The 14,537-nt window shown below is 73.5% G+C and carries 12 protein-coding genes; 9 read left to right on the top strand and 3 right to left on the bottom strand.

Features of this window, described 5'->3' with window-relative positions:
• Positions 1 to 3: 3 nt before the first annotated feature.
• Entirely contained in the window at positions 4 to 1,962 is a 1,959-nt protein-coding gene (gene ligD, locus ACLFMI_RS09725) for a non-homologous end-joining DNA ligase (RefSeq protein ID WP_410947435.1), read from the bottom strand.
• A 176-nt stretch (positions 1,963 to 2,138) separates the two neighbouring features.
• Between ligD and ACLFMI_RS09720 the strand changes: the two genes are divergently transcribed.
• From ACLFMI_RS09720 to ACLFMI_RS09695, 6 genes are all read left to right on the top strand, one after another.
• Positions 2,139 to 2,336 carry a (2Fe-2S)-binding protein gene (locus ACLFMI_RS09720; RefSeq protein WP_410947434.1) on the top strand — a complete coding sequence of 66 codons (198 nt, stop codon included), beginning with the start codon at positions 2,139 to 2,141 and terminating at the stop codon, positions 2,334 to 2,336.
• 124 nt (positions 2,337 to 2,460) lie between these two features.
• Positions 2,461 to 2,946 (top strand): bacterioferritin, encoded by a 486-nt coding sequence (gene bfr / locus ACLFMI_RS09715; protein ID WP_410947433.1) that lies wholly within the window; start codon positions 2,461 to 2,463, stop codon positions 2,944 to 2,946.
• Between the two features lie 98 nt (positions 2,947 to 3,044).
• A complete protein-coding gene (locus tag ACLFMI_RS09710; protein WP_410947432.1) occupies positions 3,045 to 3,272 on the top strand; it encodes a DUF3072 domain-containing protein in 228 nt (75 codons plus the stop codon).
• 390 nt (positions 3,273 to 3,662) lie between these two features.
• Positions 3,663 to 4,865: an alpha-amylase family glycosyl hydrolase gene (locus ACLFMI_RS09705; RefSeq protein WP_410947431.1), complete on the top strand. Its 1,203-nt coding sequence runs from the start codon at positions 3,663 to 3,665 to the stop codon at positions 4,863 to 4,865.
• Between the two features lie 151 nt (positions 4,866 to 5,016).
• The gene (locus ACLFMI_RS09700; RefSeq protein WP_410947430.1) at positions 5,017 to 5,577 is read left to right on the top strand and encodes a histone-like nucleoid-structuring protein Lsr2; all 561 of its coding nucleotides are present in this window, start codon (positions 5,017 to 5,019) and stop codon (positions 5,575 to 5,577) included.
• A gap of 37 nt (positions 5,578 to 5,614) precedes the next feature.
• The gene (locus tag ACLFMI_RS09695) at positions 5,615 to 6,028 is read left to right on the top strand and encodes a hypothetical protein (RefSeq protein WP_410947429.1); all 414 of its coding nucleotides are present in this window, start codon (positions 5,615 to 5,617) and stop codon (positions 6,026 to 6,028) included.
• A 95-nt stretch (positions 6,029 to 6,123) separates the two neighbouring features.
• On the opposite strand, the gene ACLFMI_RS09690 is transcribed toward ACLFMI_RS09695, so the two are convergent.
• Positions 6,124 to 9,531 carry an arabinosyltransferase domain-containing protein gene (locus ACLFMI_RS09690; RefSeq protein WP_410947428.1) on the bottom strand — a complete coding sequence of 1,136 codons (3,408 nt, stop codon included), beginning with the start codon at positions 9,529 to 9,531 and terminating at the stop codon, positions 6,124 to 6,126.
• A 226-nt stretch (positions 9,532 to 9,757) separates the two neighbouring features.
• Here ACLFMI_RS09690 and ACLFMI_RS09685 point away from each other — a divergent pair, with 226 nt between their 5' ends.
• The 3 genes from ACLFMI_RS09685 (at position 9,758) to ACLFMI_RS09675 (ending at position 13,359) form a co-directional block, all read left to right on the top strand.
• Positions 9,758 to 11,497: a purine-cytosine permease family protein gene (locus ACLFMI_RS09685; RefSeq protein WP_410947427.1), complete on the top strand. Its 1,740-nt coding sequence runs from the start codon at positions 9,758 to 9,760 to the stop codon at positions 11,495 to 11,497.
• Positions 11,498 to 11,717: 220 nt separating this feature from the next.
• Positions 11,718 to 12,671 (top strand): esterase/lipase family protein, encoded by a 954-nt coding sequence (locus tag ACLFMI_RS09680; RefSeq protein ID WP_410947426.1) that lies wholly within the window; start codon positions 11,718 to 11,720, stop codon positions 12,669 to 12,671.
• A gap of 34 nt (positions 12,672 to 12,705) precedes the next feature.
• Positions 12,706 to 13,359 (top strand): pentapeptide repeat-containing protein, encoded by a 654-nt coding sequence (locus ACLFMI_RS09675; protein ID WP_410947425.1) that lies wholly within the window; start codon positions 12,706 to 12,708, stop codon positions 13,357 to 13,359.
• A 29-nt stretch (positions 13,360 to 13,388) separates the two neighbouring features.
• Here ACLFMI_RS09675 and ACLFMI_RS09670 read toward each other — a convergent pair whose 3' ends face one another.
• Positions 13,389 to 14,042 carry a hypothetical protein gene (locus ACLFMI_RS09670; RefSeq protein ID WP_410947424.1) on the bottom strand — a complete coding sequence of 218 codons (654 nt, stop codon included), beginning with the start codon at positions 14,040 to 14,042 and terminating at the stop codon, positions 13,389 to 13,391.
• Between the last annotated feature and the right edge of the window lie 495 nt (positions 14,043 to 14,537).

Here is a 14,537-nt window from a genome sequence, read left to right as displayed (position 1 = left end):
CGGTCAGCTTGACACGGCGTGGAGCGTGCCTCCACGGGGCAGCCGGAAACCCTCGGTGTCGAGCAGGGGACGCATCAGGTCCCCGTAGGCGTCCAGCCGGGCGGGCAGGTCGTCGCAGGTGAAGACCAGGTCCGCGGGCTCGCGGCAGGCGTCGACCTCGTCCCAGGTCAGCGGGGTGGCGACGGTCGGTCGCTCGCGCCCGCGCAGCGAGTAGGACGCGATCGTCGTCTTGGCGGTGTTGTTCTGGCTCCAGTCCACGAACACCTTGCCGCGCCGCCGGGCCCGGGTCATCACCGCGATCACCTGCTTCGGGTGCTCGGCGGCGAGCCGCTCGGCGACCTCGCGGGCGAACTCGGAGGTCCGCTCCGGCTCGGTGACCCGCACCGGCAGGTAGAGCTGCAGCCCCTTCCCGCCGGACGTCGACGGGTACACCGGCAGGCCGTGCTCGTCGAGCAGGTCGGCGAGCCACCTGGCGACCCGGGCGCAGTCGACGACCGTCGTGCCCTCACCCGGATCCAGGTCGAACACCACCCGGTCCGGCGGGTGCCTGCCATCCCGAGGCCCGAGCCGCCACTGCGGGACGTGCAGCTCCAGCGCGGCCAGGTTCGCCGCCCAGGCCAGCCCCTCGGCGTCGGCGAGGACCGGGAAGTCCGCGGTCTCGGAGCGGCCGCCCGGTGTCCCGACCCGGGCGGTGCGCAGCCAGGCCGGTGCGTGCCGGGACACGTTCTTCTCGAAGAACGACGGCGCCTCCACCCCGTCCGGCCAGCGCTTGAGGGTGACCGGGCGGCCGTCGAGGTGCGGGAGCATCGCCTCGGCCACGGCCAGGTAGTGCGCGAGGACCTCCGCCTTCGTCGTCCCGGTGGCCGGGTACAGCACCTTGTCCGGGTTGGACAGCGCCGCCCGCCCGTAGCCGTCCCGGTGCAGCGGTGTCGCCCGGGGCCCGCCCACGCGGACCCTCCGCCAGTCGTCGGTCGGGCCGTCCGGGTACGCCGACCCCTCCCGGACGGCGACGGCACCGGGCAGGCCCTGGGCCGCGACCGCGTCGAGCAGCTGCATCCCCGCGTTCGGGTACAGCGGCGCGACCCGCCGGTGCGGCCCGTCCAGGGGGAGCGTCTCGAGCAGGGCGCGGCGCTCGTCGAGGGGGAGTGCCCGCACGTCCCGGCCGCCGGTGTGCAGCACGTCGGCGATCCAGAGCTCGCCGCGCCCGGTGAGCTCGGCGTCGAGCAGGTGCCCGCCCGCGCCCAGAGCGGGGCCGAGGTCGCGCAGCGCGCCGGGGGTGTCGATCGGGTCGCCGGGCACGCCGTCGTCGGTGACGGGGCGGGCGGTGAGCCGGCCACCGTCGACGCGCAGCAGCACCCGCCGTCCCCCGAAGACCGGCCGGACCCGCCAGCCGGTCCCGGACGGCAGCGTCTGCGCCGGGGCCGGCACGGCCAGCGGCAGCTCGCGGGGGAGCGGTGCGCGGTCCCCGGATCCGCCGAGGTCGGGCTGCTCGCGGGTCCGGCGCAACAGCCAGCGGTCGGTGCGCTCGTGTCCCTGCCCGTCCGTCCGGTGCAGCAGCACGAACCGGCCGCGGGCCCGGTCGCCGTGCAGCACGAACGCGACCTCGCGGTCGTTCCACTTCTCGGTGTCGTAGCGCCCGGTGTCCCAGACGGTCATCGCCCCGCCGCCGTACTCGCCGCGCGGGATCTCGCCGTGGAAGTCGAGGTACTCCAGCGGGTGGTCCTCGGTGCGGACCGCCATCCGGACGGTCTCGGAGTCCTCGGGCAGTCCCTTGGGCACAGCCCAGGAGGCCAGCACGCCGTCGCGTTCCAGGCGCAGGTCCCAGTGCAGCGCGGTCGCGTGGTGCTCCTGGACGACGAACCGGTCGCCGGCCGCGTCCGGGCCGGCATCGGGATCCGTGTCCGGGACCGGCTCGGGCGTGCGCCGCCGGTCGCGCTTGCGGCGGTACTCGTCCAGCGGCACGCCGGCGAGCGTAGTGGCTCCGCGGCGCCGGAGGACGGTCCGACGCTGCGCACACGGCCGACGCGGCCGGCGGGTTCCGGCAGCACGGGTGCCCGCCCGGGACGGCGAGCGGGTCTTGTGGTCGGCACACGGGGGATGTCAGGATAGGGTTGCCTATTCCCAAGCAAGGGGGCGCTGTGTTCGCGTGCATCTGTGCTGCTGTCACCGAGGTCGAGGTTCGTGCATGTGTGCGTGAGGGCGCTCGCTGCGTGGACTCGATCGGCGACGCGTGCGGCGCCGGCACCGGATGCGGGAGCTGCCACGGGCGGCTCGAGACCCTCCTGTTGACCACCAGCGCCGGCGATCAGGTCGGGGAGCTGCCCGCGTCCGCATGATCACCGGCTCACCGCAACTCAGGTGAGCCTGTACGACCGTGAGCCGGTCCTGATCGCCGGTGGCCTCTGTGGGCTGACTTACATTCGTCGTCCGACAGCACCGAACCGACGGATCGGATCAGTCATGCGCGGCGACGACGAGATCATCAGCCTGTTGAACGAGCAGCTGACCAGCGAGCTCACGGCCATCAACCAGTACTTCCTGCACGCCAAGATGCAGCAGAACTGGGGCCTGACCAAGCTCGCGGCCTACACCCGCAGCGAGTCGATCGACGAGATGCGGCACGCCGAGGAGCTCACCGACCGGATCCTGTTCCTGGAGGGGCTGCCGAACTACCAGCGGCTGTTCACGGTCAATGTCGGGCAGACCGTCCGCGAGCAGCTGCAGGCCGACCTGGCGATCGAGCAGGGCGTCGTGGAGCGCCTGCGGCCCGGGATCGCGATGTGCCGCGAGAAGGGCGACATCACGTCGGCGAACCTGTTCGAGAAGATCCTCGCCGACGAGGAGCACCACATCGACTACATCGAGACCAACCTCGAGCTGATGGACCGGCTCGGTGAGCAGCTGTACCAGGCCCAGCTCGTCGACCAGCCGCCGACGGCGGGTTGAGCGAGCGGGACGCTCCGGCGCGCGGAATTATGACAGCTTTCGCGCGCTGGAGGGCGCCCGGAGTGCGGGGACGGGGAGTCGAAGGTACGTTCGATCGCATGGCTGACGACCACACGACCGACGCCGTCGACCCCGGACCCGCCTCGAAGAACCCCGACGACTGGACGACCGGCGAGGAGCCGATCACCGGACCGCAGCGCTCGTATCTGGAGACGTTGCTGCAGCAGGCCGGCGAGGACACGCCCGCCGACCTGGACCGGCTGAGCAAGGCCGAGGCGTCCCGCCGGATCGACCAGCTCCAGGAGTCGACCGGCCGCGGGCAATGACCCGCCGGGACCCGCCGGGACGCGTCGTAGCGTGCCGTCGGTGCGGTGCGGATCCGACCGCGTCCGCCCGCTCCGCCGCTTGAGCCGATAATGCACGTTATGACAGAAGAGTCCACGGTCTCGGCAAGCTCGCCGACCGTCTGCCGGCGGGACCTCCGCGGCGCACAGGCATCGGGTATGCGCACCGCCTACCTCGATCGTCGCGGCGGCGACCCGCCCGCCCCGACGACCGCTTCGACCTCCACCTGGCCGTGTTCGACGCACTCCCCGGCCTCCTGGCCGGGATCCGCCGCTGACGGGGGCCGACGGATGTCCCCCGCCGGGCGACCGGCCGTGGTCATGGCGCACCCTGGACCCGGCCGCTCCTCCCCCGATCCTGAGAGGACCTCCGTGAGCGAACCGGACTGGGTCCAGCACGCCATCTGGTGGCACGTCTACCCGCTCGGTTTCACCGGTGCGTACCCGGACCCGGGACCGGGCGACCACGACCTGCGCCGGCTGATCCCCTGGCTCGACCACGTGCAGCGGCTGGGGACCAACGGCGTCCTGCTCGGGCCGGTGTTCGCGTCCGACACGCACGGCTACGACACCACCGACCACCTGCGGATCGACCCGCGGCTGGGCGACGACGCCGCCTTCGACGACCTGGTCGCCGCCGCCCGCGAGCGCGGCCTGCGGATCGTGCTCGACGGCGTGTTCAACCACGTCGGCCCGGACCATCCACGGCTGCTCGCCGCCCGTGCCGATCCCGGCGGCCCGGACGCCGCCTTGTTCCGGCACGACGACGACGGGGAGATCGCCGTCTTCGAGGGTCATCCCGGCCTGCACCAGCTCGACCACTCCCGCCCGGAGGTCCGCGACCACGTGGTCGAGGTGCTGTGCCACTGGCTCGACCGGGGCGCCGACGGCTGGCGGCTGGACGCGGCCTACACGGTGCCGGACGAGTTCTGGGCCGAGGTCCTCCCCCGCGTCCGCGGGCGGCACCCCGGGGCCTGGTTCCTCGGCGAGGTCATCCACGGCGAGCACGACGAGATCGTCGCGGCCACCACGATCGATTCGCTCACCCAGTACGAGCTGTGGAAGGCGATCTGGTCCAGCCTCAACGACGGCAACCCGCACGAGCTGGCCTGGGCACTGGGCCGGCACGACCGGTTCGTGGCGGGCGGAACGGTCCCGCAGACCTTCGTCGGCAACCACGACGTGACCCGGCTCGCGACCCGGCTCGACGACCGCCGCCACCTCCCCCTCGCCGTCGCCGTGCTGTGCACGGTCGCCGGCACCCCGTCCGTCTACGCCGGCGACGAGTTCGCGCTCACCGGTCTCAAGGAGGAGCGGGAGGGTGGCGACGACGCGGTCCGGCCGGCGTTCCCGGCGGATCCGGGGACCCTGCCGGACGGCGCCGACCCGGACGGACTGGCCCTGCACCAGGAGCTGATCGGGCTGCGGCGGCGGCACCCGTGGCTGCACGCCGCTCGCACCGAGGTCGTCGAGGCGACCGACGACCGGCTGGTCTACCTCAGCCGGGGCGACGGCGACGCGCTGCGGGTGACCCTCGACTACGGCGCCGGCAGCTGGGACGTGCAGCCGGCCTGATCAGGCCGGTGCGGCCAGGTCCAGCCGCATGTGGATGCTGTGCGGCACGCGTCCATCCGTTCCGTCCTCCCCGCAGGCTCCCGACCGGGCGTCATTATGCTCGGCGCGACGTCCGGAGCACCCGGAAGCCCCCACGGCGAGAGGACCATCAGTGGCGACAGTCGAGACGACCCGGTATGTCGACGACCTCACCGGCGGCGATGCCGACGAGACCGTCGCCTTCGGCCTCGACGGCGACCGGTTCGAGATCGACCTGAGTTCGCTGAACGCCGAGCGCCTCCGCAGCGAGCTGGCCCCCTTCCTGGCCGCGGCCCGGACGGCCGACACCCCGGGCGCGCGCCGGGCACGGGCCCGCGCGGCCTCCGGCCCGGCCCGCACCGGGCGATCGGCCGGCGTCCCGAAGGGGGCTGCGCCGAAGGCGACCGTGTCGGATGCCGCGTCGCGGGCCCAGAACCACGTGGTGCGGGCGTGGGCGCGGGAGAACGGGTTCACCGTCTCGGAGCGCGGCCGGATCCCGGCCGCGGTCGTCGCCGCCTACCACCGCGGGAGCCCGGCCGACGGTGCGGACGCCACGACCACGGGTACCGAGCGCGCAGGCGCCTCGACCACGGACACCGGCACCGACGAGACCGCCGCCGCGGACGCGGATGTCCCGGCCACGGACACCGGCACCGAGGCGCCCAGCCCGATGACGGTCCGCTTCAGCGGCTGAGCACGGATACCGCGGCGGCGCCCGCCCAGGAGGACAGATGGCTGCGATGTGGGTGGCCGCGACGTGGGTGTGGCTCGGGATGGTGCTGGCGATCTCGTTCCTCGAGGCGCCGCTCAAGTTCCGGGCACCCGGGATCACTGTGCCGCTCGGCCTGGGGATCGGGCGGCTGGTCTTCCGCGCGCTGAACGGGGCCGAGCTGGTCCTGCTGGTACTCGCCGTCGTCGGGGCCGTGGCGAGCGGTGCCGGCCCGGTCGGTGCCGGGCTGCTCGGCGGGCTCGCGGTCGTCCTCGGTGCCCAGCTCGTCGTGGTGCGGCCGGCACTGAGCCGCCGCACGGACGCGGTGCTGCGCGGCGGCGAGGCCCCGCGGTCCCGGGCGCACTTGGGCTACGTGGCCCTGGAGATCGTCAAGGTCCTGCTGCTGGTCGTGCTCGGAGTGACGGCCTCGGCCTGAAGCCCTCGTCCCGTCCATGATCGGCTCGGTTCATCCGGGCCGGGCACCGGGATGACGTCCGCTGCTCACCGGCGCCCACCCGGGCGTACGCCGGGTCAGCGCTCCGGGGACGGCACGCCGGGCGGCGGTTCCGGCAGCGGACCGGAGCTGTAGAGGCCGGAGCGCTGCACGTCGGTGGTCTCCAGAGTCGGCCCGACCGCGTTCGGCCGGTACGGCTGGATCGACTGCACCTTGCCCCAGTCGCGGGCCGGATCACCCTCGAGGTAGGTCGGCAGCTCGGTCTGCTTCCCGATCACGCTGATCCAGCCGAGCGGCCCACCGGCCTGCGGCGTGGACCAGCCCTCGCCGTCCTCCCGCATCCGGCTGGCGTCGGCCTGCAGCCGGTAGGCCGGGATCTCGGCGATCCCGCCCGCGGTGTCGAACGGCCGCAGGCACGGGCTGGCCAGCGACACCGGGTACTCCAGGAACATCGCCTGGTCCCCCACCACCTGCGACAGCGGCGCGAGCTGCGGGGCGCGCAGCGGCGCGACGGCCAGCCAGCCGTCGGCCCCCAGCGAGTTGTCCTGGGCCACCAACCGCACCTGGGTCGCCGTGCGGGCCTGCTCGGACAGGTCGAACCGCAGCTCCCGCCACGGGGCCTCGTCGCCGCGGCCGTCGTCGAGCACGGCCTGGTCGACGACGCGGACCCGGCCGTCGTCGAGCCGGGTGGCGTACTGGATGGTCAGCCGGTTCCCGCCGCCGAGCCGGCCGGCGGCCGTCACCACCAGCGGTGTGGTGCCCGCGCGCTGGCCGTCGGTGAGTTGCGTCCACGGGGTGCGCAGGGTGCCGGTGCCGCGCCCGGTCGGGTCGAAGCTGCCGAACGCCGGCGCGGAGTCCCTGCCGAGGCCGCCGGACAGCGTGTACTCGAACCCGGAGACACCGCTGCCGCCACCGGTCGGCGGGACGCCGTCCCGGCGGAAGCCGGTGCCGCCGGACGCCGGGTCCCGCAGCTGCGCCTCCGGGCTGTTCGCCGGGACCGACCCCTCCGGCAGCGGCGCGGGGGTCGTGGTGGCGGCACCGGACGGCGGCGGGGGCGCCACGGTGGGCAGCAGGTCGGCCCGCGCGGGCGGGGCCATCCCGGTCGGCTCCGGGGCGGGGGCCAGCACCCCGTCGACCGGGCGGCGCTCGGCGAACACCTGGCTGGCCAGCCCGCAGGACCCGCCGAACGGATGGGTCAGCGCGTCCTCGCCCATCGACCAGGACCCGGCCTGGTTCTGGATCGCGCTGGTCATCGACCACATGTTGAAAGCCACCAGCAGACCGCACAGCAGCGCCAGCGGCGCCGAGGTCAGCCGCAGCGCCCGGGAGGCGCGCAACGCCGACGCCGGGGCGCGCCAGGACCGGCTCTGCCACCAGGGCCCGAACCGGGGGATCCGGGCCACCGCCCGCTCGAACCAGGCGACCTGATCGGGGTGCCGGTCCTCACGCAGCCCGCGCAGGTGCTCCACCCCGGCACCGGCGGCGAGCAGCAACGCGATGCCGAGGATCAGCGTGGACAGCTCCCACTCGCCGAGCATGATCTGCTGGTCGGCCCAGGGCACGCCCCAGTTGTTCGTGTACCACCAGGTGTTCGGTCCCGCCGCGCTGAGCGCGGCGACCAGCAGCACCCCGGACAGGAACGCCAGCCGGTTCCGCAGCGAGCGCAGCGCGTCCGAGCCGGTGGCGATCGCGGCGAGGGCCACCATCCCGGCGCCGAGCCCGACCAGGTCGCCGAAGTGGTGGGTCCACTTCGTGGGGGTCAGCGCGAAGATCAGGAACGAGATGATCGTGCTGCTGATCAGCCGCTGGGCCGGGCCGAGCGCGGCCCCCGGGATCCGGGAGCGGCGCACCACCACGACGACGCAGGCCAGGGTGCACAGTATGACCAGCAGGATCGGGAAACGGCGGGCGATCGAGCCGTCGGCGAGCCCCCCGAACAGCGGCGCGTAGCGGGTGGCGATCTCGGTGTACCAGGACCAGTCCGGCCCGATCTCCTGGCGCAGCCGGGTCGACTCCGCCACCGCGGCCCAGCTCTGGTCGACGTAGGCGACCATCAGGATCGCCGTGCCGGAGGCCAGCAGCGGTCCCAGTACCGGCAGGGCGCCGACCGCGCGGAACCGTGCCTGGAACAGGTGCCACAGCGGGCGGACGGCGGCCAGGTACGGCGCGACCGCGATCAGCCCGGCCGGGTTCGCGCCGATCGCGAGGGTGGCGGCGATCAGGCCGAGGAGGACCGGCAGCAGCCGCTGCAGCGCGACCGCGCGCTCCACCGCGACCAGCGCCAGCAGCGAGCAGACCACGACGACCGGTTCCGGCCGCAGTCCCGAGTTGTAGGCCATCCAGAACACGAGGAACGCCGATCCCGCGGCCCAGGTGGCGGCGTGCGAGCGCCGGGCCTGCCGACCGAGCCGGGGCAACAGCCCGCGGGACACCAGCCACCACGCCGTCACGCCCATCAGCACCGAGGGCAGCCGCAGCCACAGCAACGAGTCGGAGACCTGCACCCACAGCGCGTAGAGGTCGTAGAACCAGCCGAACGGCGCCTCGGCCGCGTTGTACCAGCGGTAGTAGTTGCCGACGTAGCCCGAGCTCGGGACGTTCCGCACGATGCCGAGGGTGAAGCCGTCGTCGGAGGTCTGACCCCCGATCGCCATCCAGGCCAGCAGCACCAGCCCGACGACGGCGTCCACCGGTCGCGGCCGGGATCTCGACCACCAGCGGCGCAGCCGGGGCGGCCAGCGCTCGGCGACCCCGCCGACGGCGTCCCGGAACGCCCGGTGCGGGCGGCGGCCGAGCCGGCGGTCGGCCCCGGAGAGCGCCCAGAGCGACCCGGCCAGGGCGAGCGTCCCGACGACGGTGGCGAGCGTCTTCCAGACCGTCGGGCTGGTGTCGAAACGGGTGTCCGGGGTGATCCGGACGGTCGCCCCGGCCATCGGGTCGAGGTCGGCGTCCAGGTCCGAGTAGACACCGACCGACTGCGGCCGGACGTCGCCGCCGAAGCTCTGGGCCCCGGTCCCGAGGTCGGCGATGGTCTCCCCGCCGTCCGAGCTGATCGTGACCGCGCAGCCCTCGCGCAGCGGTGCCGCCGCGAGCTGCTGGCCGCGGTTGAGCAGGGTCAGCTGCCCGTCGGCGACGGTGAGCGCCATCCCGAACCGGGCACCCTCCGGGGACTCCGGCGGCACGGTGGACAGCACGGTCGCCGGGCCGGAGGTGCGCTCGTCGAGGCTGCTGATCGTGGGGCACGGGACCGTGACCGACATCGCCTCGGGACGCAACGCGACCAGGGGTGCGTTGACGTCGGCGGTGCCGGTGGTCGCCGACGGCCACAGGATCGTGTTCTGGTGCTGCACCACGGGCAGGAACGGCACTGCGACGGCGAGCACGAAGGCGAGCAGGCCGAGCCAGCCGGCCCAGCGGAGCCGGGTCCGGTCACGGTCGGTGTCGACCGCCTGCCGCTGCGCGACGACCGGGTCCGAGGTGAGCACCGAACGACGGTAGCGACCGGTGCGGACGGCTCAGCCGACCGGGTGTCGGTACCGGTCACGGAACCGCGCTCAACGACAGCACGCGCGCAGGAGCCACGACATTCCGGGAACTCCGCGGACGTAGCCCCCGCGGGGTCGACCGCGGGTCCTGCGGCCTCGACCAGATCATCGTACTGTGCCCGAGGCGTAGATCACAGCCCGCCGGTGGAGCGGAGCGGAGGAGCGTATGGCCGAGAACACTGTGGCCGAGGTCGACCGGCAGATCGCGGGCCTCGATGCCGAGCAGCTCCCCGTCGGCAAGCACGAGCTGCACGGACCCGGGCACTTCGGGGGGCTCTATGCCGCCGAGAACGTCGCAGGAACCGAGTTCGTCTTCGGCGCGACCTTCGTGAGCCTCGGCGCCGGGGTCGTCGACGTCCTCATCGGTCTGGCGCTCGGTAACCTGCTCGCGGTGCTGAGCTTCCGGTTCATCACCGCGCCGATCGCCACGCAGACCCGGCTGAGCGTCTACACCTACCTCGATCGGGCCGCCGGTGGGCTGACCTCGAAGCTCTACAACGGGGTGAACGCGGTCGTCTTCGCGGTCATCTCCGCCGCCATGATCACCGTCTCGGCGACCGCCCTGCGCATCATCTTCGGCTTCCCGGCGCAGGAGGAGGCCTATCCCACCCACTGGGGCTTCATCGTCCTCGCGCTGGTGTTCGGCGGGGTCGCGGTCCTGGTGGCGGCCTACGGCTTCAACGCGCTCGCCGAGTTCGCCAGCATCTGTGGTCCCTGGCTGATGGTCATGTTCGCGACCGGTGGCCTGGTGCTGATACCGGCACTCGCCGACGCGGTGACCGGGAGCCCCACGCTGAGCAGCTGGAGCGAGTTCATCGAGATCGGCGGGAGCGCCGTCTTCACGGGTACGACGCCCAGCGGCGAGGCGGGGATCACGCTGGTGGGGATCATCGGGTACGCCTGGGCCGCCAACAGCTTCGCCCACGCCGGGCTCATCGACATGTCGCTGTTGCGGTACGCGAAGAAGAGCTGGTACGGCTACCTGTCCGGCACCGGGATGTTCCTCGGTCACTACATGGCCTGGGTCTCGGCGGGGTTCATGGGCGCGGCAGCGGCGGCGATCGTGTCGACCAGCATCGAGGTCATCGAGCCCGGAACCGTCGCGTTCCAGGCTCTGGGTTACGCCGGCCTCGTCACCGTCGTCATCGGTGGGTGGACGACGGCCAACGCCAACCTCTATCGCTCCGGGCTCGCCGGCCAGGGCATGTTCCCGCAGCTGTCGCGACAGAAGACGACTCTGATCCTCGGCGCGGTCGTCGTCGTGGCGGCGCTGTTCCCGTTCATCTACCGGGGTTACCTGAACCTGGTGACCTACATCGGGATCGTCCTGGTGCCGATCGGCGGGATCCTGCTCGCCGAGCACTACCTGCTGCCGCGCCTGGGGATGACGACGTTCTGGGCGCGCTACAGGGGCACGCGCAACACCCCTGCGCTGCTGGCCTGGGGAATCCCGGTCGCGCTCGCCGTCCTGACGCTCGTGTTCGGCCTCGTCCCCGCCTACCTCCTGTTCCCTCCCGTGTTCCTGCTCTCCATCCCCCTGTACCTCGTCTTCGCCAGGAGGATGGGTGCAGCCGAGCGGTACCCCGATGGCGAGGCCGCCGACGAGCTCTTCGCAGAGCGGGTTGAGGTGTTCCACGCCGAGCAGGCCGAGAAGGCTGCCACCGGCGTCGACACGACCGACCGCAGGACGCTGACCAGTGTGCTCAAGGTGGTGTGGATCGTCGACCTCGTCGTGATCTCCGCCGGCGCCGTGTTCGTGCTCTTCTTCAGTCCGGACGTCGCCACCTACCTCGAACACCGCGACCGGTTCTTCTGGATCGCAGGCGCCGGGACGATCATCTACTTCGTCGCCGCCTACTGGCGGCTGCGTCGCATGAAGTCCTACGCCCAGCGCGCCTTGGCTTGATCTTTCCTCACCCTCGTCGAGCACCCGCTGCTCGGATACGCCGCTGCGAGCCGGGTCCTCGGCGGGATCGGCCAGACGGTGGTGCCGCTCGCGGATCGACCGCCCGCGACGACGGTCGGGCGTCAGGTTCCGGTGACGACGCCGTCCGATCGTGCGCGTCACCTTCGGAGGGGTCGTTCGTTGTACCGGCCGGTAACCGGGTTGCGAGGAGGCGGCGAGGATGGAACGACGGCGGTGGGCCGCGATCGGAGCGGTGACGCTCGCGACCGTGGTGGTGGGGCTCGCGCTGGTCGCGCCCGCGCAGGCGGCGCCGCTCCCGGCGGAGCCCGCGCCGTCCGCGCAGGACCTGCTCGACCCGCCGCCCCCGGGGTCGAACGACTGGGACTGCGAGCCGTCGGACGCGCACCCGAACCCGGTCGTCCTGGTGCACGGCCTGACGGCCAACCAGGCCAACAACTGGGGCTACATGGCCCCACAGCTCAAGCAGCGCGGCTACTGCGTCTTCTCGCTCACCTACGGCCGCAACCCGCTCGCGCCGCCGCCGCTCACCCAGGTGGGCGGCCTGGCGCCGATGGAGGAGAGCGCCGAGGAGCTGTCCGGCTTCGTCGACGAGGTGCTGGAGGCCACGGATACGGAGAAGGTCGACATCGTCGGCCACTCCGAGGGCTCGCTGATGCCCAACCACTACGTCAAGTTCCTCGGCGGCGACGAGCACGTCGACCGTTACGTCGGGCTGACCCCGCTGTGGGACGGCACGAAGACCGCCGGGCTGGCGTTCCTCAACCGCACCGGCGAGCAGCTCGGGCTCGGTCCGGCCATCGGGACCGTCCTGGACCCGCTCTGCGCGTCCTGCCGGCAGTTCCTGGTCGGGTCGGAGTTCCTGCAGGACATGAACGCCGACGGCGGCCCGCGGGTCGACGGCGTCGATTACACGATGATCCTCACCCGGTACGACGAGCTGGTCGTTCCCTACACGTCCGGGCTGATGGACGGTGCGGACAACATCGTCCTGCAGGAGGGGTGCCCGGCGAACCTGGCCGAGCACGTCGCCGTCGCGTTCGACCCGGTCACGCTGCAGCACGTGACCAACGCGCTCGACCCGGAGCACGCGCAGCCGGTCCGCTGCGTCCCGGTCGGCCCGGACGCCCCGCCCGGGGCCCCGCCGGTCGCCTGACCCGCTTCCGACCGGTGCTGGCAGGGTGCCGGCGGTGACGCCCGACGATCTCCGCAGTGCCGCCCGTGACGGAACCCCGGTCGAGGACGCCGCGCTGGACGAGGCCCGGCTGCGCGACGCCGACCTGGCCGGGCTGCGGCTGCGCGGCGGTTCGCTGGCCGGTGCCGACCTGCGCGGTGCCCGGCTGGACCGGGCCCGGATCGAGGGGACCTCGGTGGCCGGGGCGGACCTGCGGGAGGCGGACCTGACCGACGCGGTGCTGACCGGCGTCGACCTGTCCGGCGCCCGGTTCGCCGGTGCGCTGCTCGGCGACACCCGGTTCGACGGGTGCCGCATGATCGGGACCTCGCTGCGCGGGGTGCGCGGGCTGGCCGCGTCGTTCGTACTGACCGGCTGCAACCTGCAGGTCGCCGACCTGGGCGAACTCGGGTTGCGCGGGCTGCGGATCACCGAGTGCGACCTGTCCGAGGCCGACCTGTCCGGCGCCGACCTGCGCGACGTCGAGTTCGGACGCTGCCGGTTGCGCGACACGGTGCTGCGCGGCGCCCGCCTCGCCGGGGCCGACCTGCGCACGAGCGACCTCGGCGAGATCACCGAGTTCACCCCGGCCGAGCTGCGTGGGGCGATCGTGTCCCCCGCCCAGGCCGCCGCGGTCTGCACGGCTCTCGGGCTGACGGTCCTGGGCTGACGCTGCTCCCGCCGGGCGGTGCCGGACGATCAGTCGTCGTCCATCTCGTCCCCGTCCCGCAGCTGGTCCTCGATCCACGGGTCGAGGCCGCACCCGGAGGCCGGGCCGGACATCGTCAGCGGCCCGAGCTTCAGCAGATCGTCGGACGTGCAGGCCGCACCCGGGTCGGCGGCGCCCGTTCGGCCGGCGTCCCGGGTGACGTCGTCCCCGGTGACGTCGTCCCCGGTGCCATCGTCACTGACGACGACCGCGCGGGAGGTCGGCTGGGCCTGTTCCTGCCGCTGTGCCTCCTGCTGGTGGTAGTCGACGAGTTCGGCGTTGCCCGCGGTCCGGGCCTGCTCGGCGCGCTCCGCGGCCTGGCCGCGCAGCTCCTCGGCCACGGTGCTGACCCGGCGCTGGGACGCCTCCCCTGCGGACTGGCGGGCGGTCGCCGCGTCCCGGGCGCCGCCGACGGCGTCCATCGCGGTCTCGCCCTTCCCGGGCAGCGTGCGGGTCACGTCGCTGCCGGTGGCTGCCGCGGCCGTCGTGCCCGGCAGCACGGTGGTGGCGGCGCCGCCGCCACCCGGGGTCATCCCGGTCAACAGGCTCGCCGCCGCCACCCCTGCGGTGCCGACGAGCGGCACCGCCCCGAGCAGTGCGCGCCGGGCCGGGGTGATGTGTGCGGTTCGATGCCGTCCGGTCATCTGATCGCCTCCCGTCCCGGTCCTGGTATCCGGGAACGACAGGGGTGAAACCTCGCCGGCGCCCTGGTGCCCCGCCCGCAGGGCAGATCAGCAGCTCAGGGCCTCGCCCGGTCCCGCGACGGCATCGACGAGTCCCCACTCGGGTGCGCACCGGCACCGCCGCCGGCTGCACCACCGCCACCGCCACCGCCACTGGCAGGGCCACCGGCAGCACGGAGCACAGCGCGAGGTGGGAGGTGCGCCACCGTTCGATCCGGCGCGGACGGCTGCGCGCCGCCGGCGTGACTCACCGCCCGGACGGTTCGGACTGTGCCGGAGGCTGTGCGCCCGTCGTCGGCGAGGGGGCGGTGTGCGGCGGCGGATCGGTGGGGGCCGGCGGACCGGTCGGGGTCGACGGGCCGGCAGGGGCCGACGGGCCGGTCGGTGCGGAGGGGGCCGTCGGTGAGGATGGGCCGGCCGGTGAGGATGGGCCGGCCGGTGAGGATGGGCCGGCCG

The sequence above is a fragment of the Pseudonocardia nantongensis genome (assembly GCF_046546495.1).
GTDB classification, from domain to species: domain Bacteria; phylum Actinomycetota; class Actinomycetes; order Mycobacteriales; family Pseudonocardiaceae; genus Pseudonocardia; species Pseudonocardia nantongensis.
This window is presented reverse-complemented; position numbering and strand designations above follow the sequence as displayed.